Source organism: Paenibacillus sp. MAHUQ-63, from assembly GCF_028765165.1.
Classification (GTDB): domain Bacteria; phylum Bacillota; class Bacilli; order Paenibacillales; family NBRC-103111; genus Paenibacillus_E.
Genome location: NZ_JARADB010000001.1, coordinates 394,670 through 420,958, shown reverse-complemented (window position 1 = coordinate 420,958; position 26,289 = coordinate 394,670). Strand labels below are relative to the sequence as shown.

Genomic DNA, 26,289 nt, shown 5'->3' with positions numbered 1-26,289 from the left:
AGTGGAAGGAATTTTATTGAACTGCCTTTACGTACTCTTAGTCATATTTATTCTCTACATAAGCTTTATTTTACCAACACAATGGCTAAAAATTGAGCGCATCAAATATCCGCTTAATTTAAATTTGAGAATCTTGCAAATAAGTGATTTGCATGTTGAAAGATTAAGAATTAGTCCATCCCGAATAGCTGCGATTATTAATGATGAAAAACCCGACTATATATTTATTACTGGTGATTTTACAAAACACCGAAAAAGTCTTCCTAGACTGGAAGAGTACTTAAGAGCAATGACGATCTGTAACGTGCCCATATATTGTGTCCTTGGAAACCATGATTATCAACAGAAAAATGTGAAAGATATTGTGAAACTTCTAAAAAAATATGGGCTTCATTTGTTAAGAAACGAGTCGCTGCATTTGGAACAATTTGAGCTAATTGGAATTGATGATTTCGATTCAGGCAAGAGTAACATTGAAGCTGCGTTTCAAGCAGTAGATGATCGTAGAACTAAACTCATTATTACCCACGATCCTAACATTGTACTACATTTAAACAAAGATTTTGATTATTTGATGGCCGGGCATCTCCACGGTAAGCAATTCAATATTCCATTTTTCTTTCAGATCAAAAACGCAGGTAAGCTGCCTAGAATGGGGATATATAAGGGATCCCATAAGAACGAATTTGGGACTTACTATATTTCGAAAGGCATTGGGCAAACAGGAATCAATGCCAGATTATTTGTCAGAAGCGAAATAACAATGCATTATTTGTGAATACTTTCCATCACCCATTGCGGGACATGAAAATTATCCTGAACTGCATAGAGAACTTGTCAATTAAATCCACAGATGTGATAGTAGATCAAGGAGTTTCCGTCATCACCATTTTCAAGGGCATATGTAGAGAGAAATCTTATTGGCGGTGATACATGCTAGATGGTAAGTATTATAAATACTTAATAATTCAATAAAAAATTATGATATTTATTCCAACGATAAGTTCTTTGGTTTCTGAAATCAATCCTTATATAAATGGAATAATATCAGAAATTGCAGCATGTATGGCAGCTGTGACCGGAATCATATTGTATCTACTGATTTCATAAGTAAAATTATTGTAGAGCTAACACAGAACGGTAGTTTAATCAATAACAGAGGAGAATATGACTTCTTCACGAGTTGGGGTGAAAGCTTGAAGAACTCACACGAGTTTGTAACAAAAAAATCAGTTGAAAGCCTCACTGAGAAATTGCAACTTCCTGTAGAGCGGGAATATCAAGACTGGGAAGTTGAGATTGCAAATTCATCGAGATTAAGTGAGTTTGTCATGTTTTATGAAAGTGCTAAACTAAATGATGAAGAAAAATTCGCGCTAATGAGCCTGATTATTGCATCATTTGATGATGCCCTATCAGAGGGAAATGTACCCGATGGGATTTGGGATAAGATTAGAGGGCTTTTGAGAAGTAATTTTGATTTACATGGAAAAACTATCTTGTACTGGTCGCTAGTTGACGAAGAACTTGATGATTGTTTTTCTGTTACACAATATATGAGAGAGCTTATCGTGTATTAAAATTTTAAAGACATAAATTTGGGATTACGGGGGAAATAATGTTTATGTCTGAAATGGAGAGAGAGATACGTGAAATAGATGTCTTGACGGTAGATGACATCCCCCAAAATAAGGCAGGTTGGGACGAGATATTCTATCTAGCTAGCTCCTTTAATGCATTTGGGTATTGGGGCTCGTTTGATAAAATGTCTATTACCTGTGAAAAAGTGAAATCAGCATATAAAGTGGAAGGCCATTTTGATAATTGTAGTCTTAATGATCTTAGAACGGAACTTTATATGGTGGAGAGAGCGCACAATCATTTGGGTGTGCCACCAAGAGACGAAAAGTTAGCTTATGTACACGACCTCGTTGAGGCGATACGGATAAAAGTGTTAAATGTGTAATTAAACTATCGGAGAGACGTTAGTCTAAATAAAGACAGCGGCAGCTTGGACGTAAAGTCCAGCTGCCGCTGTTTCATTTCGTACAATTTTTCCTACCGACGCGGAGGAAACGGCCCTAAATACTGATACAGGTTGCACTCAATCCGCCCGTTAAACAGCTTGCGCTTCTTATCGGCGCGGCGGTTCATATACTGCTCGAGCTGCGTGCTCGGGCTCAGAATAAACAAGCTCCACGACGGCATCGGCCGTGTCAGCGCGCCAAGCTCGCGCAGCGCGACCTCGACATCCTTGGCTTCGCCAAGCCGCTCCCCGTACGGCGGATTGGTGATCAAGCAGCCATAGTCGCCGCGCGGGCGGGCCTTGGCCACCGGTTCCACGCGCAGCTGGAACTGCTTGGTCAGCCCCGCCGACTTCGCGGCAGCCTCGGCCACCTCAATGGCCGAGGGATCGATGTCGCTGCCCACGATGTGCAGCGGCACGTTGTCGCGGACGGAGTCGAACGCCTCGTCGCGCGCCTGATCCCACAGCTTGCGCGGCACGCTGCCCCACGCCTCGCTAGGGAAGCTGCGCCGCAAGCCCGGCGCAATGTTCCAGCCGATCATCGCCGCCTCGATCGGAATCGTACCCGACCCGCAGAACGGGTCGTACAGCGGCCGGTCCACCGACCAGCGGCTGAGCAGGATCATGGCTGCGGCCATGGTCTCCTTCAGCGGCGCTTCGGTGACGAGCTTACGGTAGCCGCGCTTATGCAGGCTTGGGCCGGTGGTATCGATAGTAAGCGTCGCGATATCGTTCAGAAGCGCGACTTCAATCACGTAGCGGGCGCCGTTCTCGGGAAACCATTCGGTGCCGTAGCGCAGCTTCAGCTTCTCGACCACGGCTTTCTTCACGATGCCTTGGCAGGCGGGAACGCTGGATAGCTGTGATTTATGGGAGCGGCCCTGGACAGGGAATTCGGCGTCGTTCGGAATCCAATCCGGCCATGCGAGTGCCTTCGTGCCTTCGAATAGCTCGTCGAAGGTGACGGCTTTGAATTGGCCCATGAGCACGAGAATCCGGTCCGCTGTCCGCAGCCACAGATTGGCCCGGCAGATCGCGAGCTCGTCTCCCATAAAGCGTACGCGGCCATTCTCGACGGTAACGTCGGTATAGCCGAGATCGCGGACCTCGCGGGCAACGACGGCCTCAAGTCCCATCGGGCATGTTGCAAGTAGTTCGATATGTTGTGACATGTTCAGTTTCCTTCCATCCGGGTTGTGCTTCGTTCATAAAACTCATACAATTAACAAGTATAGGACAAATAGGAATCACTTACAAACGAAAGGCGCAAATCGCGCAGGAGGAAGCGCATGGACACTTTAACACCTGAAAGCTATATGGAAAGTTTATATGAGCATGATCCCGTGCTGGAGCGGGTCCAAGAAGTGATACGAGCTAACAATATGCCCGAAATCTCGATTGCCCCGGGCTATGGCCGGCTGCTTACCATGCTGGTCAAGATGATTGGCGCGGGCCAAGTGCTCGAGATCGGTGCCCTGGGCGGTTATAGCGGCATCTGTTTGGCAAGGGGGCTGAAAGCGGGAGGAAGGCTCGTCTCGCTGGAATTGAAGCAGGAGTTCGCGGATGTCGCCAAGAGCAATGTCGCAGAGGCAGGCCTTGGTGAGCTCGTCGAGTACCGGATCGGCGAAGCGCTCCACCATTTGAAGGAACTGCTTGCGCAGGGCGAACGGTTTGATTTCTTCTTCATCGATGCGGACAAAGTGAATTACCCGAATTATTTGGAGCTGGCGATACAACTGGCCAATCCTGGAGCCATGATCGCAGGAGATAATACGCTGATGAGGGGCAAGGTCGTGGATGCCGCCCAGACCAAAGCTTCCGTTCAAGCGATGCGCAGCTTCAACAAGCTTATCGCCACCGATCCGCGGCTCGAGAGCACGATTCTGCCGGCCTACGACGGCTTGGCGCTAGCACGAGTAAAGGGATGAAAAAAAGCTGTCTGAATGTCTTGGGCATTCAGGCAGCTTTTTTACGTTAGCTGTGCACTTGATAAGATATGGGTTCGCTAAGCTGCGAAGGTGCCGCCTGTTCGAAGTCGTTTAGTGGAAGCGGGGGCTTGGGGGAGGCAATCGGGTAGTCATGGCGCTGCTGCTTGAAAGGTACAGCCGACATCACGTGCCAATAGATGAGCAGGAGCTCCGCACATAAGACGATAACTGCAATTTTACGCCAGTTCAACTTCATGGATGGCATCCTCACTTTCAATGATGCACCTATATTATCATAGAATGGAAAGCATTTCCATGATGATTTTTACGATTTATGAACCAAGCCCGTCGTAATTTCAAGCTCATAACGCTCGGCTTCCGGCATATCGACGGTATATGCCTGTTTCACGGCTCGTTCGATATCGTATGGTACGCGCACGTATTGAATGGAGAAACCGGCTGACTCCGTCCGGTCCGCATAACCTTCCAGAATGCAGTAGCAGGCCTGTGGAATGCCATCATAAGGGATTCCTACGCTTCCGACGTTAAATAGCATGAGACCGTTGTCCGTCCGCTGCGCAGTCTGCTTCTCCGAAGGGTTCTTCATCGTGATGAGATAAGGGATGTGAATATCCCCGTAACCGACGATATCGGGCTGCTTCCCGCCGGCCGGCGTTCCGGTCATTTCGGTATTATGAAACATGGCCAGCCGTTCCTTCTTGTCAGCTTTACGCTTCACGCGATGGTACACGCTTCGGGAGGAGGCGTGGAACAGCCGGAACAGCTTACCGCTCAAGTAGAAATCGGTGGAGAAAGCCAGCTCCTTCAAATAAGCTAGGCGCTCGGCTCCCAATTGCTGCTGCTGCCAGATGCCCGCGGGGAGCTCCTGCGGCAAATTGATCCCCAGGTCCCAATTCCCCTGGATGACGACCTGGCATGTCTGGCGGATGACGTCCACGACGGCAGCCGAATCAGGCCCTTTGCCAACCAGATCGCCCAAGCAATAGATGCGCTCGATGCCACGCTGTTTGATATCGTCAAGCACGGCTTCCAGTGCCGGTAAATTCCCGTGTATATCGGAAATGATTGCGATTTTATCCATCTTCGTGTATCCCTTTCTTGTGCCGCATGCGGCGTACCGCCTTGTTTCTTCAGTTATACCATACAGATGCCCGGATGAAAATGAGAGCCTTTGACTATTACCTTCTGATAGATTGATCTGCTATAATTTGTAGGGGGAAAGGGGAAGGTTTTGAAATGGAATCCAGACAGGAGCGTCACCGCAGGGTGAAGAAAGAGCACTCTTCGCAGAAGAATCCGCAGAAGAAGACTCCGCTGAAAGTGCTTGGAGGCTTCACGCTGGCTGCTATCGTGTGCTTTGCTATCGGAGTGGGCATCTCCCATATGGCGATGAACAGCCAGTCGGCTGAAGAGCAGGATCCGTCCAGCGCGTCGTCTGTGGCAGCCGAAACGTCTCAACCGACATCGGCAGCTAGCGCTAAGCCAAGTGTACAGCCGAGTGTCAAGCCCAGCCCGACTTCTACGGCTATTGCCGCAATTCCGTCGACCGAACCGGACAAGCCGGGGAGCAGCAGCGGGCAAGTGAAGATGACTTTTGTAGGAGATGTGCTCATGGCCTCGAAAGTGGAAGATATTTTGAAGGTCAAAGGGTATGATTATCCTTATACGAATGTGAAAGACTATTTGAGCAAGCCGGATGTGACGATTGCCAATTTGGAGACACCTGTAACGACGCGAGGTACGGTTCAAACGAAGGATTATGTGTACCGTTCGTCACCGCTGGCCCTGCCGGCACTGAAAGCTTCAGGCGTCGATCTGGTCAATTTGGCGAATAACCATGTGATGGATTATGGACCGGAAGGTCTGCTGGATACAATGGATGCACTCGATGAGACGGGGATTCAACGCATGGGTGCGGGCCGAGATTCGGAAGAAGCGTACAAGCCTGTGATCGTGGAGAAAAACGGGCTCCGAATCGCTTTCTTCGGCTTCAGCCGTGTCGTGCCCGAGGCCTCCTGGAAGGCCGGACCCGGACATGTCGGCGTAGCGGAAACCTACAGCTACAAGCTGCCGGTCGAAGCGATCCAGAAGGCCAAGGCGCAAGCCGATCTCGTCGTCGTCGTCGCGCACTGGGGCGTTGAGAGAGCCGATCGTCCGGACAAGAATCAAACGGATTTGGCCCACCGGTATATCGATGCGGGAGCCGATCTGGTCGTTGGCGGTCATCCGCACGTTCTGCAAGGCATCGAACAATACAAAGGCAAATGGATCGCGTACAGCCTCGGCAACTTCATATTTACAACGAATGATAATCCCAAAACTTGGGAAACGGTTATAATGGAAGCATCATGCTCCAAGGATCAATCATGCGATATTCATCTGGTACCGGTCTTGACCAAATTTGCGCTGCCGACACCGATGAATGAGGAAGACGGCACGAAGCTGTTCCAGAGACTCAGTCAGATTTCTATCGGATCGAAGATTGACGCACAAGGCAATGTCAGTAAGAAATAAAGGCGAGGAGTTATCCGTATGACACAAGAGATTCGCAATATTTACTGCGTTGGACGCAATTACCGGGCGCATGCCGCAGAACTCGGGAACGATGTCCCCGATCAGCCGATGATTTTCACGAAGCCTACGCACGCGCTCGTCGCTATGGATGGCGGCGAACTGACGCTGCCTGGCGACCAGGGCGAGATTCACTATGAAGCGGAGCTTGTCCTTCACATTGCGAAGCCGTACCGCGAAGGGATTCAGGTCGACGAGCTTGTCGACAAGTATGCGCTGGGCATCGATTTCACGCTGCGGGACGTGCAGTCCGTCATTAAGAAGAAAGGCCAGCCGTGGCTGCCTGCCAAAGGCTTCCTGAGGTCGGCGCCGATTACTTCGTTCCGTCCGTTTCCAGGGGCTGCCAAGCTGGCGGAGAACAACTTCAAGCTGCTTCAGAACGGGCAAGAGGTTCAGAATGGCCGAATCGGCAACATGATCTTCGATCTGCAGACGGTCGTTGACTACATAGCGAAGCACTACGGTCTGGGAGCCGGCGATATCATTTACACAGGTACGCCGGAAGGCGTCGGGCCCGTAGCGAATGGGGATCTTTTGGAACTGGTCTGGGGCGAAGAAGTATTCGGATCGGTTACCGTTCACGTCTAAAATGAAAAGGGCATTCTCAGAAGTCGCGATGACTTGGGAGACATGCCCTTTCTATTTATACATCGGCCGGATCCTCTTGAGCCGTATCGGCATACTGCTCGCGCACGCGAAGGAGAGCTGGAAGCTGCTGGAAGAAGGTATCCACGACCGCGGGATCGAAGTGTTCGCCTCGCTCCTCACGGAACAGCTGCAAGATGCGTTCGAGCTCCCAGGCTTTCTTGTAGACGCGCTCGCTTCCAAGTGCATCGAATACGTCGGCTATCGCTGTGATACGGCCGAAGATATGGATGTCTTCGCCTTGGATCCCGCGCGGATACCCGCGGCCGTTCCATTTCTCGTGATGCTCGTAAGCGACGATAGCGGCGGTTTTCAGGATGTGGCGGTTGGAGTTTTTGAGCAAATTATATCCGATGAGCGTGTGATTCTGCATTAACCGGAACTCTTCGTCGGTTAATTTGCCGGGCTTGTTCAGCACGCTGTCGGGAATGGCGACCTTGCCGATATCATGCATGGGCGACGCCATCTTGAGCAGTTCGGCTTCTTCCTGGCTCATGCCGAGGCCGAGAGCGAGCAGATAGGAATATTCCGCGACTCGCTTCACGTGATTGCCGGTTTCTTTGGACCTGCTTTCGCCGATTTCGCCCATTCTGAAAATGATTTCTTTCTGCGTTTCTTCGATTTCGTTCGTGAGCAGCGCGGATTCCAGCGACTTGCCGGCGTAAGAGGAGGCGAGGGTTAAATACTCCATATCTTTATCCGAGAACTGCTCGCATGCCGTCAGCTTGTTAATCGCTTGATAGGCCCCCATAATTTCGCCTTGGGAGTTGCGGAAAGGAATGACCATCAGCGCCTTCGTCCGGTAGCCCGTCTGCTGGTCGGTGCGCAGAGCGCCGTTCTGCAAATACTCTTTATATTCTTCGTTCGTATAAGCATCGTCAATAAATACAGCTTTGTCGTGGGTAACCGCATAACCGACAAGACCGGCGCTGCTTGGAATACGGATTTCGTCCAAACCGTGGGCCACCTTGGACCAGAGTTCGTTACGGCTAGTATCCAGCAGCCATACGGTACAACGATCGGAGACAATCATTTCACGACCCATATCAGCCATCAGCATGAGGACTTTTTCCAATACGCGTTCATTGGCAATTTTGGCTGCGTAATCGAAAATGACGCGCAGCATTTCTTGCGGATCCAAGTCTTTTTTCATCTGGGACTTGTTGTGGATGTGATCTTGCTTCATGTCAGCCTCCTATCTAATCGCATTCTATTTTATCATATATTTCTAGTTAATAGATAAAGTTCCTGCTAAGATTGCGCGAAGATTGCTTGATTTTGTCGAAAATGGCGCAAGATGATGCGCCTGTTCGCACTGTGCTACAATAAAGTGGGAAATGAGGTGTTGCGAATGGAATGGATCATGGGGCTCGGCGGAAGCCTGATAATTGCAGGAGCGGCTTATCTACGCAGGTCGTTATCCGGATCGGGACTGCTATCGGCCATAGTGCTTGGCACTTTGATGTTTGTATGGGGCAGCTTGGCTTGGTTCGGGATGCTAATCGCCTTCTTCATCACTTCAAGCGTATTATCGAAGCTGAAGCATGAGCGCAAGGCTGCCGCGGAGAGCGGGTATGCCAAAGGCGACCGGCGCGATGCCGGACAGGTTGCGGCCAATGGCGGGCTGGGTCTGGCGCTGTGCGCCTGCAACGCGATATGGCCGGATCCGGTCTGGTGGATGCTGTTCGTCGGGGTGATGGCAACGGTGACGGCGGATACTTGGGCCACGGAAATCGGTGGGATGAGCAAGTCTGCACCAAAGTCGATCGTGAACGGAAAGCGTGTTCCGCCAGGGACTTCAGGCGGTGTCAGCCTGCTTGGGCTGCTGGCTTCGCTGGCTGGAGGCGCATGTATCGGCGGAATCGGCGGATGGTTGAGTACGCTGAGCGGCTTGGGCTACGAAACGGCAGCTTGGCCGGTGCTGGCTGCGCTCGGAGCGATATCCGGCTTGGCGGGCTCGCTGACGGATTCCTGGCTGGGCGCGACGCTCCAAGTTATGTATCGCTGCCAAGTTTGCGGCAAAGAAATAGAGAAAAAGACTCACTGCGAGCAGAGAGCCTTGCAAATACGCGGTATAAGCTTCATGACCAACGATGGGGTCAATGCCTTGTCTTCGCTGGCCGGAGGCATCGTGTGCCTCCTCTTATGGCTTCTGGGACAAGCCTAGTGGATGGTCGGCGGGGCTTCGCCCGCCGTGTCCCGTGCCTGCTGCGGCGCAACGGGAGGGAGCAGGGCAGCATGCAGCTGTTTCTCCAAATGCTTCACCCTGCGGTGGAGCTTATACTGGCGGACCATGCCGAACAGAGCGACAATAACGCCGCCAAGCAGCGTGGAAGAGATAATAACGAGAATAAGCGGGATGGATGTCTGCGCGAAGATGAAATTCACTTGGACCGGTTCGACATTAACGACCGCGAACACGGCTGTAAGCAGGGCGAATAATAAAGCGCAGATCAGAATCCATTGCATTTTCATCCGGCATGCCTCCTTTCATTTCAATGGAGAAAGAGGTTGAAGGCCTTCGCCTTCAACCTCCATGCTCGCTCTTACTTCGTTAGTTCTTCCATCTGATCCAGCAAGGAACTGAAGACGCTCATCGCTTGCTTGATCGGCTCCGGTGTCGACATGTCGACGCCGGCTTTCTTCAGAATGTTCAGCGAGTAATCGCTGCCGCCGCTTTTGAGGAAGCCGAGATAACGGTCGACGGCAGGCTGGCCTTCATCCAAAATTTGTTTGGCAAAAGAGGTTGCGGCAGAGAAGCCTGTCGCATATTTGTATACATAGAAGCTGTTATAGAAGTGAGGAATACGAGCCCACTCCATCTCGATATCCTGGTCTACGACCATATCGTTGCCATGGTACAGCTTATTCAAGCCATAGTAGATCTCGCTGAATTCCTGCGGTGTCAAGGACTCGCCTTGCTCGGATTTCTCATGCGTAATCATTTCGAATTCCGCAAACATCGTTTGACGGAATACCGTGGTCCGGAACTGATCGGCATAGTAGGTCAGCAGATACAGCTTCTCCTTCGGATCGGTTACGCGTTTCAGCAAGTAATCCATGAGCAGCGCTTCGTTCAACGTAGAGGCGACTTCCGCCAGGAAAATCGTATACTGCGCATAGCGGTACTCTTGATTCTCATCGGACAAATACGAATGGATGGCATGGCCCATCTCATGCGTCAGCGTGAACATACTGTTCAAGTTGTCTTTATGATTCAGCAGCACGTAAGGATGCGTGCCGTAAGCTCCCCAGCTGTACGCCCCGTTGCGCTTATTCTTGTTCTCATATACGTCGATCCAGTGGTTATCGAAGCCGTCTTGTAAAATTTTCAAATAGTTGTCACCAAGCGGAGCCAAGCTTTTCTTGATTTCTTCTTTGGCTTGCGCATAGGTGATATCCATTTTGAATTCTTCAACAAGCGGTGCGAACAGGTCGTACATATGTAATTCATCGACTTTCAGCAGCTTTTTGCGCAGCTTGAGGTAACGCTGTAGTTGCGGCAGAGAGTCGTGAATCGTAGAAATCAAGTTCGTGTAAACTTCCTTCTTGATGTTGTCACCGAATAGCGTCGATTCCAAGACAGAAGGATAATTGCGCGCTTTGGCATAGAAAATGTTCTTATTGATATTCGCGCTTAGTGTAGCGCCGATCGTATTTCGATGACTGCGATAAGTTTCGTACACCGCATGGAAGGCATTTTTGCGCACTTCAGGATCGCGGCTTTCCAAGAACTGAATGTAGCTTCCGTGCGTCAGCTCGACTTCTTCGCCTTTTTCATTTTTGATTTTGGGAAATTTCAAATCGGCGTTGTTCAGCATGCCGAAGATGGTGCTCGGCGCTCCCGCCATATTACCGGCCTGGGCCAGCAGCGCTTCCTGCTCTTTGCTCAGCGTATGCGGCTTCTGCCGGATCATTTCCTCGAGCGTGTCCTTGTAGAACGATAAAGAAGGATCGTTCACCAGCTGCTGCAGCTTTTCTTCGGATAAACTCAAAATCTCCGGAGAGATGAAGGAAAGCGCTTCGCCGACTTCAACGCTGATTTTTTTCGCTTTATCGGATAAGGCCTGGTAAGTGGGCTCGGCTGTATCTTCATGGTGCTTCATGTTGGCATACACATACAATCTTTCTGTCTTGAGAGAGACTTCGTCTTCCAACTGGAAACATTGTTTCACCGTAGCGGCATCGCTAAGTTTTCCTTGGAAGGCGCTAATTTTGCCAAGCGAGCTCTTAACTTCCTGAAATTCCTTCTCCCATGCTTTCCCGTCGGCGTATAGATCTTCCAGTTTCCAACGGTGTTCGGCCGGTACTTGCTTGCGTTCCAATAGTTGAGCCATCGGAGCCCTCCTGTCCTTGTTCTGAATTTGGGGTAGCCTGTTTTCCTTGGCATGCAGATCGGCTGCTGGAACAGAGCTTAGCAGAAGCCCCATTGCGGCCGTCACATAGATCCAGCGCATTGCGGTCACGCTCCCGGCATGTACCCATGTCAGGGTTCGGAACGAATCCCATATCATGGTTTTCACCTAGTATGACCGTTAACCCATTCATTTATGATTATAAGAAAAAGCTGGAAGGAAGTAAATTTACATTCCCGCTCCGAAGAAGGACACCACGATGAGCACGAAGGACAGTGAGACCATGACGATCGCCAGCAAGGCGAGGTACCGTTTCATTGGTGCAGGGAGACTGTCTTTTTTTATGATCAGAATGATGGCCAGACAGAAGGATACGAGTATGAATGTGAGTATAGAACCGGATTGGGTCATGGTGAATCATCCTTATCCCTATAGAGTATGACGCTTGCTAACGAATGCATGATAGTAAGTTTCGCTGCACAGCGGCAAACTCCTTTTTTACCCGGCATGCTGCATCGTTTCATTGGTCTCTTCGTCGTCCTCGGATTTAACTAGAATCAGCTTGCCTCGGGAATCCATCTTAACCGTAAACCGGTCTTCGGGTTCGATTTGCGCTTCTTCGCTTAATTCTTTGGGCAGCGTCAATTGACCGCGGTCTCCGACTTCCACCAGGTACCCGACCATTTTGGTCCATTTGCCGGCGGCAAGCACGATGACGATCAACAAACCGATCAATAACCATTTGCCAAGCGGATTGGACTCAAAATACGGGGCAAGGAATTTCTCGCCGGTAATCATTTTGCCTGCTGTAAGCGCCAGTACGCCTGCGCCGATATAAACGATCCACGGGAACCTCTCTATCCAGCTGATGAACAGCGTGCTGCCCCACACGACAATCGGTACGCTGACCAGAAGACCGATGATGACGAGCAGGAAGTCGCCGTGCGCAGCGCCAGCCACTGCAATGACATTGTCCAGTCCCATTACCGCGTCCGCGATAATAATGGTCCGAATCGCCGCCCACATGCCGTTCTTGGCTTTGATCTGCTCATGATTTTTCTTCTCGCTGAGCAGCTTATAGGAGATCCAGAGGAGCAGGATGCCTCCCGCAAGCAGCAGACCGGGAATTTTCAATAGATAAACAACGAGCATCGTGGCCAGTGCACGGATGACGATGGCGCCGACGGTTCCCCAAAGAATGACCTTCTTCTGCGTTTCCTTCTTCAAATTGCGCGCCGCCATGCCGATCACAATCGCGTTGTCTCCGGCAAGTACCAAGTCAATCAAAATAATAGTGAGCAGCGAAACGAAAAAACCAGCAGATAACCATTCCATAACCAACACTCCTTTAGCAATTTTTTTTGAAAAAAAATAGAGCCCAACACCGTTGACCGGTGAAGGCTCTAATTCATCAAAAAAGACCTTCACCAAATAAACTTTGGCAAAGGTCTTGCTAACAACGTTGGACGTTGCCAATAAAGCCGGGACCTGATGAGGATCCGAATTGACGACTTTATTGTAACAGCTACTCCCCTTTGGAGTGGTGCTATAAGATTGATTTTATTATAGACACAGGACAAGCAGGAAGTCAAGGTATGAAAGTGGAGAGCTTGTCTGCTGTCTAAACAGCGTTGAAAGCATCCATAATGGCCTGCCGTTCTTCCTCGGTTCCTTCGAACTTGTCTTTCGCGAACCGCTCATTCGCCCAGTGCATCATGGCCGGTCTGCCGATGAATGTGTGGCATTCTTCTCCCCATTGCTCGGAAATTTCCGTCAGGACGATTTTGGAGCCTTGCACTTCCACATTGAGCATGTTCCATTTATCTTTTTTGTAGATCGTATGTTTCTTGAAGGGCTGTTTGGACATGGGAATTCCTCGTTTCTGCAGTAAGCTATAGATATAGGACATCGTATCATAAAAACAGGGGATTTCCAAACAAGCTGACGTGAAAAACGGTGTTGCGCAAGGGAATAAGACGTGTTAGAATTCTCCTAATCCTTTCCAGAGGGGAAGGGCGAACAGATGAGTTGAGCGTATGTAATGAGCCGAGAAGAGGAGAGTTGAGCATGGAGACTAAGCGTATTTATGAGCAGGTTGGGGTCGCAATGACCTCGAGATCGTATGCCGAGTATGAGAATATGTTTATGCTGCACACGGATGAACTGAGAGGCAAGCGTGTGCTGGATGTTGCGGGGGGCGCTTCTTCGTTCACGATGGAAGCTAGAAGCCGCGGCGTACTGGCAGAAGCGGCCGATCCGCTGTATGCTTTGACGGCTGAAGCGATTGGTGAGCACGGCAGGCGGGAGATCGGGATTGTCGCTGCCAAGATGGAGAAGCTGGTGGACGTGTACGACTGGACGTTCTATGGTTCCTTGGCGAATCACACGGCGGGCCGATTGAAAGCGTTGGACCGGTTCTTGGAGGATTTCTCCAGTCCCGAAGGTGCTTCGAGATACCATGCCGCAGGACTGCCGGCGTTGCCCCTGGAGAGCGACAGCTTTGACTTCGTTTGCTGCAGCCATTTCCTTTTTCTATATGAAGAACAGTTTGATTATACGTTTCATCTGGACGCCGTACGGGAGCTGCTTCGCGTCTGTAAGCCGGGCGGTCAAGTCCGGATCTATCCGCTGCTCAGCTTCCGGACGGAAGAGTACGGCAGGCTCTCCGAACTGATGAATGAGCTGGCAACCGAGGGGCATTTGGTGGATAAAAGGGAGGCAAAGCTGCCTTTTTTGCCGAATTCTCATCAATATTTAAGCATAATGAAACACGGTCCTGCATAGTGGAAAACGTTGGTACATCAACAAATTTTAGCTTGCCCACTGCGTTTTATGCGTTGATTTATCCCAAATCTGATGGTATAATTTCCTTATTCGTCATAGATGGCGATATTTTTAGGAGGTTGTTCACTTGAAAGGTACAGTTAAATGGTTCAACGCAGAAAAAGGCTACGGTTTCATTTCCGTTGATGGAGGCGACGATGTATTCGTTCACTTCTCCGCAATTCAGGGCGAAGGATTCAAAACATTAGAAGAAGGCCAATCCGTTGAGTTCGATATCACTCAAGGCAACCGTGGTCCTCAAGCAGCTAACGTCACAAAATTATAAGAAACTGGGTCTTCCCACTTATAAATAGAGTGTCATAGCACAAACAACGAAGGCAGCTCCTACTGGGAGCTGCTTTTTTGCAGAGGTAAGAAGCCTGTACTTGTCTTCTGCGGAAGAGGTACAGGCTTCTTCTTTATACGAACATATCGACGATCAGCACGGTGCCGAAGGCGATGAAGGACAGCAAGGTTTCGAGCACCGTCCAGGTTTTGAACGTTTCCTTAACCGTTAGGCCCAGGTACTCCTTGACCATCCAGAACCCGGCATCGTTCACGTGGGACAGCATCAGCGATCCTGCACCCGTCGCGATGACGAGCAATTCCAGATTGACGCCGGACATATGTTCAACGATCGGCGAGACGATACCGGCAGCCGTCGTGAGGGCGACTGTGGCGGAACCCGTCGCAACGCGAATCAGTCCCGCGACCATGAAGGCCAGAACAATCGGCGAGAGGGAAATATTCTCGGACATCTGGGCGATGGACGTTCCGACGCCGCTGGCGATCAGAATTTGTTTGAAGCCGCCGCCGGCACCGATAATCAGAATGATCGAACCGACGGGCAGCAAGCATTCGTGAGAAAGCTTATTGATATAATTTTTGTTCATGCCTTGGCGGATGCCCAGGAAGTAGAAGGCGGCGAAGCAGGAAATCAGCAGCGCAATGACGGAATTTCCGATGAAGACGAGAAACTTCTGGATGCCGGCCGGAACCGGCAAGTACGGCGCTATGACGGACAAGACCATTAACAGAACGGGCAGCAGGATGATGAAAAAGGAAATGCCGGCGCCCGGCAGCTTCGCGGGCTCTTCGCTTGCATCGAGCAGCTCGGGCTCGTTCTCGGGAACGACGCGCTTGCTGACCCATCGGGCGAACAAGGGACCTGCTATAACGGCGGCAGGGATCGCGATAATAAGCGAGTAGATCAGCACTTTGCCGATGTCCGCTTTGAAAATCCCGATGGCCGTCATCGCACCGGGATGCGGCGGTACCAGACCGTGCACGATGGATAATCCGGCGATGACCGGCAGACCGATGAGCAAAATATTTTGCTTTGTCGATTTATGAATGGAGATAACGAGAGGCAGCAGCATGACGATCCCGACGTCGAAGAACACGGGAATGCCGATGATGAAGCCGGAGAGCAGCATGGCCCAGGGCAGCCGCTTTTCGCCGAAGACGCGAATGAAGAAGTTGGCGACTTGTGTGCCGGCTCCGGAATCGGACATCATTTTACCCAAAATGGTACCTAGGGCCAAGATACCCACCAAGTGCCCGAGTACGGCGCCAACGCCGGTTTCGTAGGCGCTTACGATTTTGTCCATCGATAGTCCGGCCATCAGCGCCAAGAACAAGCTGGCGACCGTTAAGGAGATGAAAGCATGCCATTTCCACCAAGCAACGCCGAGAATGACAATAACGATAGCCAGCAATGTGACCGTCAGCAAATACAAATTCATGGTAGAATCCCTCTTCTCATAATTGTGTAGTAAGCGTTATCAATGTGTGGACGAGAAAAGGAACCGAGTATACACTCATTATTCCTAGGTGTCGTAGTTAACTACATAATTGTGCATGTCCGTGCTGTAGTGCCCTGTGCTGAATTCGATCAAATTCCCCAATTCGTCATAGGAGTACCGCAATCTTTTCAACAAAGGCGTTCCTGCGCTTACGCGCAAAACGTCCTCTACGTGCGGAGGCGCAATAGCCGCTGCGAACTCATCGCGATATTTCTCCAAGGTAATCCCTTGCTCCTCCAATAGCTCGTACAAGGATTGGTCGTTCAAATCGCCGGGCTCAAGCTTGGCCATTCGTAAGGATAAGTAATTGGCGAAGTGAATGTAAGGCTTCTCATTCAGAAGATACAGGCGCTCGATATAGAAGCACTGCTCGCCCATTAGCCGGTAAGGCAATGTACCTTCTTCATTGCGGATCACTTCGGCACGCAGCAGTTGCTTACGGATTTGGTGGCCTTCTTCCACGAGAAGCTCCGTGAACCGTTTCCATTTGGACAGCTTGGACAGCGATGCGTTGCGGATCACTTTCGTCCCTTTGCCGCTGCCTTTCTCCAAGTAGCCTTCCTGCGCCAGTTCTTTGATGGCATTGCGCACGGTGATCTTACTGACGTTGAATTCCTGCTCCAGCTGCGGCTCGGAAGGAATGTTGGTGCCCAAAGGATACACACCGTGCAGGATGCGATCCTTTAGGATATTCATGATTTGTATATATAAGGGTCTTTTGTTGCGGGATAAATTCACCGGAACTCTTCACTACCTTTCTACATCGCCCACAGCCTCCGTCATCGCGCGCATGATTTCGCTCTCCGACGACATGGGCGTATCGCCAACGATCGTATGTGCCAGCATGCCTGCGGCAGCTGCAAATCCGACGGTTTGTTCAGGGGGGAAGCCTTGGATTTCCCCATGTACGATACCGCTTGTGTAGGCATCTCCTGCACCAATTCTATCATAGATGGAAAAGGTGAGCAGGTTGGAAAAGAAGAAGGTTTGATCTTTGTACATATAACCGCGCAAAGAATGCGTGTTGTCGCTGTTGATGTGCCGGTGCGTGCCCGCTATGACGGAAATCCGGTATTTCTGCGCGACGGCCGGGATCAGTTCGTGCAGCTGCTCCTGCCGGTCCGTCTGTTGCGTAGGCATGCCGAGAATGTACATGGCGTCTTTCTCATTCATCATCACAATATCGGCGAGGTGCATCATGTCCTCATAATGAGGCTTGGCTTTGGCGTAACCGCCTTCTCCCCAATGGGCAGGCCGGTAGTTGCAGTCGAATACGACGGTGCCGCCGCGGGCTTTGACTTCCTTGGCCAGCTCTTTCATATGCTGACGCACCTGGTCGTTCATCGCGAGCGTGATGCCGCAGAAATGAACGATATCGATATGGTTAGCTATTTCGGCGAAATTATAAGCGTCAAGGGGAGCGGTATTGAAGCTGCTTTCTTGACGATTGGAATACGTGACCCGGCTCGCTCGCGCACCGAATCCGTTTTCTAGGAAATACATGCCGACGTAGCTGCCGCCGCGGCCTACAAAGTCCGTGCGGATGCCTAACTTGCGCAGATAAGCTTCCGCCGCATCGCCCACGGGATTGGCAGGCAGGCTGGAGATCAGGTACCCGGCATGGCCTAATCGGGAGAGGGCGGAGCTGACGTTCACGCCCGTTCCGGAAAACGAGTAGTTCAAAGAGCTGGCTTGGGACAAGAGTTCATACCCTGGCACCTGCAGGCGCATCATGACCTCTCCGAAAGCAGCAATTCGTTTAGCCATGCAGATCAACCAGCTTCTTCATGATGCTGAGCAGCTCGCGGACATCCGAAGTTCTTGTATGCCCGGACGCTTTGTCAATGATGGAAGAGTAGACGTGCGGGATGACTTGCGGAACTTTGGCTTCCAAGGCGATACGCACAATCGCTTCGAAGTTCTCCATGTCGATACCGCCGGTCGGTTCCAGGGCGAACCCTTCTTCACCGCAAGCCTGTGCAACGGCACGCAGCTCGTCTTCCCGGCTAAGGCCGTTCATCGGGAAATATTTCAGTGCATTGCCGCCCATGTCGCGCACCAGCGCGATGGCTGTCTTGACAGGGACGATGGCCTGCTCAGGCTGGGCTGCGCTTACGGGACCTGTTGAGATATTCACGTATCCGACGCGTCCTGTCGGCGATACCAACGAGTTGATCCAGCTGTCTTGTCCGCCGAGGTTCGCACGTGTGGCGCCAACTGCAGGGAACACTTGATTGATATGTGTCCCCGGATAATGCTTGGCAATTTCCGCGACAACGGCAGCTTGGCGGTTATCGCCTGCGCCCAGACCGATCGATACGGCTTCGTCGATCGCTTGGCCGTATTCCTTCATCGCCGCTACCGCCGTTTCGACGGTCGGATAATCTTTGGAAAGCACGCCGACAAGCACATAGCCTTCCGCAGCCTCGAATACTTCTTTGGCATTCTCCACGCTGCCTGCCAGCACATTGAGTGCGGCGCGGCCTTTATAGAGACGTTTGGTCATAGTAGACATGTTTAGTTACCCCCTGCAAGTTTCCGTATTTGTGCGGCAATGACCTCAATATCGTCGCCTTGAAGCGGACGCGGATCGATATCGAAATAACCTTGTCTTACGCCGTAGTCGCGTGTATAGATGGCAATCTCGCCTTCACGCAGCCCGTCGTTCACTTCTTTGGCTGTAGTTCCTGCTCGAGCGGCATCGATATGAATGCGTCCGCGATAAATCGTGCGGCCGGCTTCATCCTGTACAATCGTTACGTTGACGCCGTTCAGCTCGTTAAGCGGCATGAGGGCTTGCAGGGAAGCTTTCTCCTGCTCGCTTCTGTCTTCTTTGACGCCGTATTCATCCAGTGCTTGCAGCAAGCCGAAAGTCGTTTCCTTGCCGACCTTCATGCTGCGACCGATGCCGTGGAGCTGAACTTTCAGCCACTCGATATAGGTGCGCTTGCCGCCGACGATGCCTGACGTAGGACCTTCAATGGCTTTGGACCCGCTATAAATGGCAAGATCCGAGTATTTCACATATTTCTGGAGGTCTTCTTCCGCCGCCGCATCGACGATGAGAGGCACTTGGTTGCGCTGTGCAATGTCCCAGGCTTCCTCGACGGAAATCATGTTCTTCTGAACAGCATGGTGGGATTTCACATATAAAATCGCCGCCGTATGCTCGTTAATCGCATCTTCGATGTGTTCGGCCTTACCTTCGTTGGCGTAGCCGACTTCAATCAGCTTGCCGCCGCCGAGGTACACCATCGTCTCTACAGGTGCGCCGTACTGAACGTTATGACCCTTAAGGATAATAATTTCACGCTTGGCAATAGGCTCCTGGTGCAGCTTCTCGCTTAGACGGCGATTGCCGCGGGTAACGACTGCAGCCACGGACAAGGCGATGCCGCTGGAAGCGGAATTGACGACGACAGCAGCCTCGGAGCCGAGGATGCCTGCTATATAATCGCCTGCTTTATCTACGAGATCGGCGATCTCCACATAATTCTGGCCGCCGTGTTTCATAGCTTCCATCACGGTGTCCGTCGGTGCGGAAACGCCGAGAATGCTCATGCGCCCGCTTGCGTTGATGACGCGCTTGAGACCGTATTTAGCATGTAATGAGTGTGCCATTTGCAACGACTCCTTTGGGTTGGATTAGTTGTTCTCCGGTCCGCGTATCGCCTTCGGAATCCTTCAGCAATACCGGCTCATCTTTCACTGCGAAAAGTGTTAGATTGGCCGTATCGCCGACCTGGATGCGCCCAAGCTCCGGTTTGCCCAGCCATGCGGCGGCACGCTTCGTGACGGCGTCGATGACCTCTTGGAGCGGGTAGCCGAGATACAGGAATTTCGCCAGCACGTTGGACATACTATACACGGGGCCGTTCAACCGGTTACCGCGGTAAATGTCCGTCGAGATCGTGTCGAAATGGATCCCATGCCGCTTCGCGGCTTCCGCCACTCGGAACGAAAAGCTGGCCGTACCGTGCCCGACATCCAGATGAACGCCTCTGGCGATCGCTTTGGTCAGCACGTCCAGCGGCTTGCCGCTCTGGTCAAACAAATTGTTGGCTTTCCCATTCAAATAATGGGTAATGATATCTTTCTCCTCCAGCAAGGAAACGACTTCCTCGATGCTTGGGGGACCTGATCCGATATGAACCATTAGCGGCAATGAGGTTAGCCCCGACAGCTCTCGAGCAGCTCGTAACGGTTCTAAGCCGGAGTCGCGAACGACGCTCTGGCTAATGCGCGCCTTCAAACCGACGATCATGTCCGGATACGTCTTAACGGCACGGGCCGCCTCAGCGCTATCGATCCAGGACATATCGGAGAGTTCGTCGATGCGCTGCAGGCCGATGCGGGAAATGTTCAAGAAGGCGAGCACATTCGTTGCGGCGCTGCGCCGGCTGGCGGCCAAATCGGCTATGCGGTCCGCTCCGCAGCTGCCTGCGTCAACAATCGTCGTCACTCCCTGCTTGATGCCGATCTCATCGATTTCATCGCCATACGGGTCGAAAGCGGGGAAGGCATGTACATGCATGTCAATCCAGCCGCTGGAGACGTAGGCGCCGGCATAATCCCGAATGGGCTTTCCTTGTCCTTGCCCGGGAGGAGCCAATTCGGCAATCTTGCCGTTTTCGATAACAATATCAACCGATTCTCCATTTACATGCTTAACATTGTGTAGGACGTAACGCTCTTGCATGCCTGTCACCTTCTCTGTAAGCCGTTTTAGTTACGCTTTCACTAAGATTTCCTTAATGGCCCTCCAACTATGTAGGAGAGGGATAAAACGTTTCGTAAAATGTATAACGTTATAATGTTAAGATAGCACAAAGTAAGTTCCAAGTAAATATAACGTTATAATGTTTACGAAGAAAACTGCTGGAAACCAAACCGGACCTCGCAGGCGATCACAGAAGAGCGGTCAGCCTATTGCCAAATAAAAAAACGCCGCATATGCGGCGAATTCATCATAGAAAAGGAGCTGACCGTGAACCACGTCAGCTCCTTCATTATTAATCGATGATTTGCAAAATATCATCAATTTCTTTGCGGGCCAATTTGCCCGGACGTTCCTTCGGATGGCCGAGGGAGATGACCATATTGATCTGGTATTCGCCCGGAATGTTGAGATACTCGCGAATCTGGTCTTGGGCGAGCAGGACCGGTCCTGTCATCGGACAGGTGGCAAGACCTCTGGCATGTGCGGCCAGCATGAGGTTCTGAGAGGCCAAGCAAGAGCTCTTGATGCCTTCTTCCGCCCAGACGGCATCCTCGACAAGCTCAATCGGATCGAAGATCCGTTCGCGGAATTTCGATTCATACGGCGTTGCCAAGCAGATGATCAGTACGGGAGCGTCGGAGAAGGCTGTCGCATACGGGCCGAATGATTTCACCAGCAGGCGCGCCTCACGGGAAAGGCCTTTCTGCTCGGCGGCTTCCGCACGCAGGTGCAGCTGCTCCCACGTCAATTTCTCGATATGTTTAATCTTCTCTGTATTTCTGATGGCAATAAATTTCCACGTCTGGGAATTCGTATCGCTTGGCGCATAACGGGCGCAGTCGATAATTTCACGAATATCTTCGGTAGCGACTTCCTGCTCAGTAAAATTCCGAACGCTGCGGCGCTCGAGTACGACGGACTTGAAATCCTCATAATTCATATAAAACAATTACCTGCCTTTGCTGCTTCATAGTCGTCAAACTTGATACTTGGTACTAAGACTATATTATAAAGCAGTTGCTACTGCAGCACAACCGTATCTCCGTCCTGTAGACCCTTAAGCACTTCGGTTTTCTCCGGTGTTTCCATCCCGATCTCGATTTCGCGGCGCTCCACGCCTTGTGCCGTTTGCAGCATGACATAATAAACATCCTTCTCATGCATGACGGCCAGCGTCGGAACGACGACGGCTCCGGCTTTCTTCTCCGTCTCGATCGTACCCGACAGACTGAGCCCGGCGATAAGCTGCTCGTCCGGCTCCAGTGAAATCGTCACTTCGAATTGAGCTGCCGCGGTGCCTTGCTCCGTACCCGCTTTGGCGAATTTGGACACCTTTTCAACTTTGCCTTGCAGTTTTTTCTGCTTCAGGGCGTCTACCTTGACTTGAACGGGCATGCCCGGCTTAATCCGGAAGACGTCGAATTCACCGACCGTACAGACCAACTGCAGCTTCGTCAAATCGACGATTTTGCCGATTCGCTCGCTTTCCTCAACCGATTTCGGAATTTTGGCGGAATCCTCGAACAAGAAGATGCCGTCCTCCGGCGCCAGGAAAGCCGCCTGCTCCACCTTCTCCTGCTTCTTCGCCAACTGCAGTTGAATCGATTCATCATTCACTTCACTCAACTGTTCTTGAATTTTGCGTTCTTCGGCTGCCGCGAAGCGAGTGCGGGCGTCGTCCTCGCCGACAGCGCCTGCCGGCAGGGCAGTATCCCCGGCGGGGCCGGCAGCCTTGAATTTGGCGAGGTCCGCTTCCAGCTTTTGCTTGCGGAGCGTCGTCTGCAGCGAGGCGATCTCGCTTCTAAGCGGGGTGGCGTCAAGCTCGAACAGCAGCTGTCCTTTTTTGACCTGCGCGCCGTCGGCCATTTGCCACGATTTAATTTCGCCGCCGAAGGGAGCGTAGACTCGCGTTTCTTTCTCGTAAGAGGACTTGCCTTTGACCTCGACGTTGTTCGTCAAGTCCTCTTTGGTCACCTTGAATTGCAGAGCGTTCATGGCAGCCGCCGCATCGGCGTCCGCCCGGTTCGGCGCCTTGGGGTGACTGGCTATGTATAAAAAAGTGCTGATTCCGCAGACGGCGATGCCGGTTGCCAGCAGAATCCAGAATTTCTTTTTCCTCATGCTAAGCAAGCTCCTATTCTCGTTTAATGGCCGTCAATGCATCGGTACGGGATGCTTTAATGGCGGGGTACAGTCCGGACAGCACGCCGGTCATCACAGCGAAGAACATGCCGACAGGGAGAATCCACAGCGACAGGAAGAGGATCTCGACCGTCTCTCCGGGTCCTGAATCGAACGTAATAATGAGCAGGTTGATGGCCCAGATGACCCAATACGACAAAATGATGCCGACAAGACCGCCTAACAGGCCGAGTAGAGACGATTCCACAATAAACATATTGCGGATTTGCTTCAGGTTCGCCCCCAGCACTTTCATGATCCCGATCTGTCTGCGGCGTTGATGGGTGGACATCGTCATGGCGACGACAATCGAGATGGAGGCGACGAATAGGACGAAGAGACCGACGCCTGTAAGCAGCAAACGGACGATGACGAATTCGCCTTTCATCCGGTCTTCTTGGTAGAGATTGGTCTGCGTCTGCAGCTGCAGTTTCTTAATCCACTCATCGACCTGCTTCACGTTTGCGCTGCTGTCGACTTTGACCTTCACTTCGGAATATTGAACCCGGCCGTCGGTCGATGCCTTGTTGAGCGCCTCCAGGATGTTCCGCCCGGTTTGCGGCGAGACATAGGCCGTTTTGTTGCCTTGGAGCATAGCGTCCGGCAGCCCTTCCGGTTTCTTCAGAATGCCCGTAACGCGGAGAGAGATTTCTTGGGCCTGCACGGCACTCGTCTGATTTGTTCCCCCAGGCTGTCCCTGGAAGTCGTTCGGCTTCAAGAGCAGATGCTTCTGATAAAGCGGGTAAGGGATGGCGCCCATTTGGCGGTACGTTTCCGCCTGCTCCTTGGTCGGATTTTGCTGCATAAGCTTATTGCGAACTTCCATCGTTTTGGCGTCAAGCACACCGAGGGTAGTGCCGTAATTCAGCACGATGCTGCTCTCCTGCGCATTGGCTCCGCCTTGCTGGTACTTGGAGTCGAAGGCCTCCAGCTCGCTCAGCTCCGTTGCAACGAGACGCAGATAACTTTGTTTGCCGTCGTCGACGGTGAAGCTGAATTGTCCCAGCTCTTGAAAACTGGCGACGGATTTCACATGGGGGAACGTGCGAATGAGATCGAGCTTATTTGCCGTCAGTTTCGCCGGGCTGTTGGGGTCGCCGCTCTGGTCCATGATCGTGATCTCATCGGTTTTGAGATAGAAGCTCATCTGCTTCTGGCTGTAATGCTGGATGGATTCGCCGAAGCCGAGCGCCACCATAATGGAGGCGGAACCGATGGCAATCCCGACCGTGCAGAGCGCGGTTACGACCTTGCGGCGCCGCAGCTGGTCCCAGCCCAGCCGAACGTAATCCTTCAGCTTCATCCGGCTTCACCCGCCAGCAGGTTCTCTTCCAGCAAGCGTCCGTCGCGAAGCTGCAGCACACGCTGCGTTCGACGGGCGACTTCGAGCTCGTGGGTGACGATCACGAAGGTGATGCCGGAGTTCTGATTCAAATCGATGAGCAAGTCGATAATTTCCGCTTCCGTTCTCGTATCGAGATTGCCCGTAGGTTCATCGGCAAAGACGATGGCCGGCTTCGTGATGAGGGAACGGGCGATCGAGACGCGCTGCTGCTGCCCTCCGGATAGCTGCGACGGAAATAGATCCGCCTTATCGCCGATGCCGACCTGCTGCAGGAGAGCCATCGCGCGATCTCGGCGCTCAGCGCCGGAGACGCTCTGGAAGACAAGTGGCAGCTCAACGTTCTCGCGAACGGTCAAATGTGGTATTAATTCATAAGATTGGAAGATGAATCCGATGTGAGACCGGCGAAATTCCGCCAAGCGGTTTTCGCTCATCTGTTCTATGGCATGCCCGGCGATAAGGATACTTCCTTGCGTAGGCTTCATTAAGCCGGCCATCAAGTTAAGCAGCGTCGACTTTCCGGAGCCGGAGCTGCCGAGCAGGGCGACCATCTCGCCTTGCTCGACCCGGAAGCTGAGCTCATGCAGAACGGGGGTATCTTCTTGCCCTGTGCGGAAACTGTGAGATAACCGTTCAATGGCTAACACGTTATCAATCCTTTCTTTCTAGAACCTATTTGCGGCCGAGGAGACGCCCCTCCTGCCCTAACAGATGCGAGCCGAAGAAGCCGGCGGTCGCAACGAGGGATAAACAAGCCGCTATGAAATAGACGGTGCTTCCTCCCGCCGCATCGTAGATCCAGCCGCCAGCCGTTCCGCTGATCAATCCCGCGATGCTCGACCAGGCTACGGCGAAGATGGCTTGACCGGAGGAGCGGTATTCATCCGGAATAATTTGACTTAAGTAGCGGTTCGCAGTAATCAGGAATACCCCGAAGGTTAAGCTGTGCAGCAGCTGAATCCCGATGATCCAGGCAGGGTTATGGATGGAACCCATCATGAAGAAGCGCAAAGCATAGATCATTCCGGCAAAGCCGAGAAGCGGAAGCTCCTTGAACCGGTGACCGTGCTTGCTAAGAAGGAAGAACACCGGGATTTCGCTTAGCGCAGAAGCCATCCAGGCATAGCCGATCAACGAGTCCGATGCGCCAAGCTCACGCATATAAAGCGCCAGGAAGCCGTCGTTGAAACGGTGGGAAACGGACATGACGATAACCAGCAGCAGGAACCAGACGAATTTCTTATTCTTCAGCATGCTCAGCATGCCGCCGAAAGCCATCTTCTTGCCGCCTTGACGGGCATCCGTCAAGAAGAAGACGATGACCAGCGAGCAGGATATGGTTAGCAAGCATAGAATTGGCGTAAGCCCGGTGCCATAATGCTTAAGCAGCATGCCGAAGCCTCCGGCGGAGACGGCGAAGCCGATGGACCCCCATACGCGGAAGGATGCGTAGCTTTTGCCGCTGGCCCGGAGGCTCAGCATAAGCTGGCTGTCGTTCAATGAATTGACAGGCTGCTGGAAGAAGAAAAACATCGCCAAGCAAACATACAGCAAGGAAAACCAGCCGGCCGTAAACACCAGAATGGCCGTGACCAATTGTCCGGCTATCAATATGATCATAATCTTCTTCACCGTTTGGAAGCGGTCGCTCAGAAAGCCCCACAGCAAATTCGTGGCGATCCCGATTAACGGGCCAATGGCATACAGCAAGCCGATTTGCAGCTTCGAATATCCTTTGTAATCGAAATACAGGGGGAAGAAGGTAACGACGATCCCCATCGTCATGAAAAAAGAAAATGTGAACAGACGAAGCAGCTGATGTTGTGACTGTATAGATTTAGACGTACGCATAAAGGGTAATCACTCGTT

General features: G+C 51.8%; 27 protein-coding genes and 2 pseudogenes. 9 read left to right on the top strand and 20 right to left on the bottom strand.

Going from position 1 to position 26,289, the window contains the following annotated elements; all coding sequences use genetic code 11:
• Position 1 precedes the first annotated feature (1 nt).
• From PUT07_RS01655 to PUT07_RS01645, 3 genes are all read left to right on the top strand, one after another.
• Positions 2-778 carry a metallophosphoesterase gene (locus PUT07_RS01655; protein WP_274465996.1) on the top strand — a complete coding sequence of 259 codons (777 nt, stop codon included), beginning with the start codon at positions 2-4 and terminating at the stop codon, positions 776-778.
• Positions 779-1,196: 418 nt separating this feature from the next.
• The gene (locus PUT07_RS01650; RefSeq protein WP_274465995.1) at positions 1,197-1,580 is read left to right on the top strand and encodes a hypothetical protein; all 384 of its coding nucleotides are present in this window, start codon (positions 1,197-1,199) and stop codon (positions 1,578-1,580) included.
• A 44-nt stretch (positions 1,581-1,624) separates the two neighbouring features.
• Entirely contained in the window at positions 1,625-1,966 is a 342-nt protein-coding gene (locus PUT07_RS01645) for a hypothetical protein (protein WP_274465994.1), read from the top strand.
• A gap of 92 nt (positions 1,967-2,058) precedes the next feature.
• Here PUT07_RS01645 and PUT07_RS01640 read toward each other — a convergent pair whose 3' ends face one another.
• Positions 2,059-3,198 (bottom strand): THUMP domain-containing class I SAM-dependent RNA methyltransferase, encoded by a 1,140-nt coding sequence (locus tag PUT07_RS01640; protein WP_274465993.1) that lies wholly within the window; start codon positions 3,196-3,198, stop codon positions 2,059-2,061.
• A gap of 111 nt (positions 3,199-3,309) precedes the next feature.
• Between PUT07_RS01640 and PUT07_RS01635 the strand changes: the two are divergent.
• Positions 3,310-3,954, top strand: a pseudogene (locus PUT07_RS01635) (O-methyltransferase); the annotation flags it as partial.
• Between the two features lie 46 nt (positions 3,955-4,000).
• On the opposite strand, the gene PUT07_RS01630 reads toward PUT07_RS01635, so the two are convergent.
• Positions 4,001-4,210 carry a hypothetical protein gene (locus PUT07_RS01630; protein ID WP_274465991.1) on the bottom strand — a complete coding sequence of 70 codons (210 nt, stop codon included), beginning with the start codon at positions 4,208-4,210 and terminating at the stop codon, positions 4,001-4,003.
• A 69-nt stretch (positions 4,211-4,279) separates the two neighbouring features.
• Complete coding sequence (locus PUT07_RS01625; RefSeq protein ID WP_274465990.1) at positions 4,280-5,056, bottom strand: metallophosphoesterase family protein; 777 nt, start codon at positions 5,054-5,056, stop codon at positions 4,280-4,282.
• 155 nt (positions 5,057-5,211) lie between these two features.
• Between PUT07_RS01625 and PUT07_RS01620 the strand changes: the two genes are divergently transcribed.
• Complete coding sequence (locus PUT07_RS01620; RefSeq protein WP_274465989.1) at positions 5,212-6,489, top strand: CapA family protein; 1,278 nt, start codon at positions 5,212-5,214, stop codon at positions 6,487-6,489.
• A gap of 18 nt (positions 6,490-6,507) precedes the next feature.
• Positions 6,508-7,134, top strand: coding sequence for a fumarylacetoacetate hydrolase family protein (locus tag PUT07_RS01615; RefSeq protein WP_274465988.1), 627 nt, complete (start codon positions 6,508-6,510; stop codon positions 7,132-7,134).
• Between the two features lie 55 nt (positions 7,135-7,189).
• Here PUT07_RS01615 and PUT07_RS01610 read toward each other — a convergent pair whose 3' ends face one another.
• Positions 7,190-8,377 (bottom strand): HD domain-containing phosphohydrolase, encoded by a 1,188-nt coding sequence (locus PUT07_RS01610; protein WP_274465987.1) that lies wholly within the window; start codon positions 8,375-8,377, stop codon positions 7,190-7,192.
• Positions 8,378-8,542: 165 nt separating this feature from the next.
• Here PUT07_RS01610 and PUT07_RS01605 point away from each other — a divergent pair, with 165 nt between their 5' ends.
• Entirely contained in the window at positions 8,543-9,358 is an 816-nt protein-coding gene (locus PUT07_RS01605) for a DUF92 domain-containing protein (protein ID WP_274465986.1), read from the top strand.
• Here PUT07_RS01605 and PUT07_RS01600 read toward each other — a convergent pair.
• The 5 genes and pseudogenes from PUT07_RS01600 to PUT07_RS01580 all read right to left on the bottom strand — a co-directional run bounded on the left by PUT07_RS01600 (position 9,355) and on the right by PUT07_RS01580 (position 13,413).
• A complete protein-coding gene (locus PUT07_RS01600; RefSeq protein ID WP_338000734.1) occupies positions 9,355-9,666 on the bottom strand; it encodes a LapA family protein in 312 nt (103 codons plus the stop codon). The genes PUT07_RS01605 and PUT07_RS01600 overlap by 4 nt on opposite strands.
• Positions 9,667-9,737: 71 nt before the next feature.
• Complete coding sequence (gene pepF / locus PUT07_RS01595) at positions 9,738-11,528, bottom strand: oligoendopeptidase F (RefSeq protein WP_274465985.1); 1,791 nt, start codon at positions 11,526-11,528, stop codon at positions 9,738-9,740.
• A 246-nt stretch (positions 11,529-11,774) separates the two neighbouring features.
• Complete coding sequence (locus PUT07_RS01590; RefSeq protein WP_274465984.1) at positions 11,775-11,957, bottom strand: hypothetical protein; 183 nt, start codon at positions 11,955-11,957, stop codon at positions 11,775-11,777.
• A 282-nt stretch (positions 11,958-12,239) separates the two neighbouring features.
• Positions 12,240-12,881, bottom strand: a pseudogene (locus PUT07_RS01585) (TerC family protein); the annotation flags it as partial.
• Positions 12,882-13,167: 286 nt separating this feature from the next.
• Positions 13,168-13,413 carry a hypothetical protein gene (locus tag PUT07_RS01580; protein WP_274465982.1) on the bottom strand — a complete coding sequence of 82 codons (246 nt, stop codon included), beginning with the start codon at positions 13,411-13,413 and terminating at the stop codon, positions 13,168-13,170.
• 200 nt (positions 13,414-13,613) lie between these two features.
• Between PUT07_RS01580 and PUT07_RS01575 the strand changes: the two genes are divergently transcribed.
• A complete protein-coding gene (locus PUT07_RS01575; RefSeq protein ID WP_274465981.1) occupies positions 13,614-14,330 on the top strand; it encodes a methyltransferase domain-containing protein in 717 nt (238 codons plus the stop codon).
• A gap of 127 nt (positions 14,331-14,457) precedes the next feature.
• A complete protein-coding gene (locus PUT07_RS01570) occupies positions 14,458-14,655 on the top strand; it encodes a cold shock domain-containing protein (protein ID WP_028556542.1) in 198 nt (65 codons plus the stop codon).
• A gap of 133 nt (positions 14,656-14,788) precedes the next feature.
• On the opposite strand, the gene PUT07_RS01565 is transcribed toward PUT07_RS01570, so the two are convergent.
• From PUT07_RS01565 to PUT07_RS01515, 11 genes are all read right to left on the bottom strand, one after another.
• On the bottom strand, positions 14,789-16,114 hold the full coding sequence (locus tag PUT07_RS01565) for a GntP family permease (RefSeq protein ID WP_274465980.1): 1,326 nt from the start codon (positions 16,112-16,114) through the stop codon (positions 14,789-14,791).
• Between the two features lie 84 nt (positions 16,115-16,198).
• Positions 16,199-16,870 (bottom strand): GntR family transcriptional regulator, encoded by a 672-nt coding sequence (locus PUT07_RS01560; RefSeq protein ID WP_274467428.1) that lies wholly within the window; start codon positions 16,868-16,870, stop codon positions 16,199-16,201.
• A gap of 54 nt (positions 16,871-16,924) precedes the next feature.
• Entirely contained in the window at positions 16,925-17,941 is a 1,017-nt protein-coding gene (locus tag PUT07_RS01555; RefSeq protein ID WP_274465978.1) for a sugar kinase, read from the bottom strand.
• Positions 17,934-18,689, bottom strand: a complete 756-nt coding sequence (dagF, locus tag PUT07_RS01550; protein ID WP_274465977.1) for a 2-dehydro-3-deoxy-phosphogluconate aldolase — start codon at positions 18,687-18,689, stop codon at positions 17,934-17,936. Before dagF ends, PUT07_RS01555 begins: the two co-directional genes overlap by 8 nt.
• Before the next feature lie 2 nt (positions 18,690-18,691).
• Positions 18,692-19,795 (bottom strand): DgaE family pyridoxal phosphate-dependent ammonia lyase, encoded by a 1,104-nt coding sequence (locus PUT07_RS01545; protein WP_274465976.1) that lies wholly within the window; start codon positions 19,793-19,795, stop codon positions 18,692-18,694.
• On the bottom strand, positions 19,773-20,873 hold the full coding sequence (locus tag PUT07_RS01540; protein WP_274465975.1) for an amidohydrolase/deacetylase family metallohydrolase: 1,101 nt from the start codon (positions 20,871-20,873) through the stop codon (positions 19,773-19,775). The genes PUT07_RS01545 and PUT07_RS01540 overlap by 23 nt, the downstream gene beginning before the upstream one ends.
• 313 nt (positions 20,874-21,186) lie before the next feature.
• Complete coding sequence (locus PUT07_RS01535; RefSeq protein ID WP_274465973.1) at positions 21,187-21,834, bottom strand: nitroreductase family protein; 648 nt, start codon at positions 21,832-21,834, stop codon at positions 21,187-21,189.
• A gap of 80 nt (positions 21,835-21,914) precedes the next feature.
• Entirely contained in the window at positions 21,915-23,015 is a 1,101-nt protein-coding gene (locus PUT07_RS01530; protein WP_274465972.1) for an efflux RND transporter periplasmic adaptor subunit, read from the bottom strand.
• Positions 23,016-23,028: 13 nt separating this feature from the next.
• A complete protein-coding gene (locus tag PUT07_RS01525) occupies positions 23,029-24,378 on the bottom strand; it encodes an ABC transporter permease (RefSeq protein ID WP_274465971.1) in 1,350 nt (449 codons plus the stop codon).
• Positions 24,375-25,067, bottom strand: a complete 693-nt coding sequence (locus PUT07_RS01520; RefSeq protein WP_274465970.1) for an ABC transporter ATP-binding protein — start codon at positions 25,065-25,067, stop codon at positions 24,375-24,377. The genes PUT07_RS01525 and PUT07_RS01520 overlap by 4 nt, the downstream gene beginning before the upstream one ends.
• A gap of 25 nt (positions 25,068-25,092) precedes the next feature.
• Positions 25,093-26,271: an MFS transporter gene (locus PUT07_RS01515; protein WP_274465968.1), complete on the bottom strand. Its 1,179-nt coding sequence runs from the start codon at positions 26,269-26,271 to the stop codon at positions 25,093-25,095.
• Positions 26,272-26,289: the final 18 nt, after the last annotated feature.

Coding starts and splice junctions, on each gene's coding strand:
- PUT07_RS01560 (WP_274467428.1), bottom strand. CDS start 16,870: ATGAATATCCTAAAGGATCGCATCCTGCACGGTGTGTATCCTTTGGGC.
- PUT07_RS01615 (WP_274465988.1), top strand. CDS start 6,508: ATGACACAAGAGATTCGCAATATTTACTGCGTTGGACGCAATTACCGG.
- PUT07_RS01515 (WP_274465968.1), bottom strand. CDS start 26,271: ATGCGTACGTCTAAATCTATACAGTCACAACATCAGCTGCTTCGTCTG.
- pepF (WP_274465985.1), bottom strand. CDS start 11,528: ATGGCTCAACTATTGGAACGCAAGCAAGTACCGGCCGAACACCGTTGG.
- PUT07_RS01580 (WP_274465982.1), bottom strand. CDS start 13,413: ATGTCCAAACAGCCCTTCAAGAAACATACGATCTACAAAAAAGATAAA.
- PUT07_RS01625 (WP_274465990.1), bottom strand. CDS start 5,056: ATGGATAAAATCGCAATCATTTCCGATATACACGGGAATTTACCGGCA.
- PUT07_RS01545 (WP_274465976.1), bottom strand. CDS start 19,795: ATGGCACACTCATTACATGCTAAATACGGTCTCAAGCGCGTCATCAAC.
- PUT07_RS01540 (WP_274465975.1), bottom strand. CDS start 20,873: ATGCAAGAGCGTTACGTCCTACACAATGTTAAGCATGTAAATGGAGAA.
- PUT07_RS01555 (WP_274465978.1), bottom strand. CDS start 17,941: ATGGCTAAACGAATTGCTGCTTTCGGAGAGGTCATGATGCGCCTGCAG.
- dagF (WP_274465977.1), bottom strand. CDS start 18,689: ATGTCTACTATGACCAAACGTCTCTATAAAGGCCGCGCCGCACTCAAT.
- PUT07_RS01590 (WP_274465984.1), bottom strand. CDS start 11,957: ATGACCCAATCCGGTTCTATACTCACATTCATACTCGTATCCTTCTGT.
- PUT07_RS01535 (WP_274465973.1), bottom strand. CDS start 21,834: ATGAATTATGAGGATTTCAAGTCCGTCGTACTCGAGCGCCGCAGCGTT.
- PUT07_RS01610 (WP_274465987.1), bottom strand. CDS start 8,377: ATGAAGCAAGATCACATCCACAACAAGTCCCAGATGAAAAAAGACTTG.
- PUT07_RS01640 (WP_274465993.1), bottom strand. CDS start 3,198: ATGTCACAACATATCGAACTACTTGCAACATGCCCGATGGGACTTGAG.
- PUT07_RS01605 (WP_274465986.1), top strand. CDS start 8,543: ATGGAATGGATCATGGGGCTCGGCGGAAGCCTGATAATTGCAGGAGCG.
- PUT07_RS01530 (WP_274465972.1), bottom strand. CDS start 23,015: ATGAGGAAAAAGAAATTCTGGATTCTGCTGGCAACCGGCATCGCCGTC.
- PUT07_RS01645 (WP_274465994.1), top strand. CDS start 1,625: ATGTCTGAAATGGAGAGAGAGATACGTGAAATAGATGTCTTGACGGTA.
- PUT07_RS01565 (WP_274465980.1), bottom strand. CDS start 16,114: ATGAATTTGTATTTGCTGACGGTCACATTGCTGGCTATCGTTATTGTC.
- PUT07_RS01525 (WP_274465971.1), bottom strand. CDS start 24,378: ATGAAGCTGAAGGATTACGTTCGGCTGGGCTGGGACCAGCTGCGGCGC.
- PUT07_RS01620 (WP_274465989.1), top strand. CDS start 5,212: ATGGAATCCAGACAGGAGCGTCACCGCAGGGTGAAGAAAGAGCACTCT.
- PUT07_RS01630 (WP_274465991.1), bottom strand. CDS start 4,210: ATGAAGTTGAACTGGCGTAAAATTGCAGTTATCGTCTTATGTGCGGAG.
- PUT07_RS01600 (WP_338000734.1), bottom strand. CDS start 9,666: ATGAAAATGCAATGGATTCTGATCTGCGCTTTATTATTCGCCCTGCTT.
- PUT07_RS01575 (WP_274465981.1), top strand. CDS start 13,614: ATGGAGACTAAGCGTATTTATGAGCAGGTTGGGGTCGCAATGACCTCG.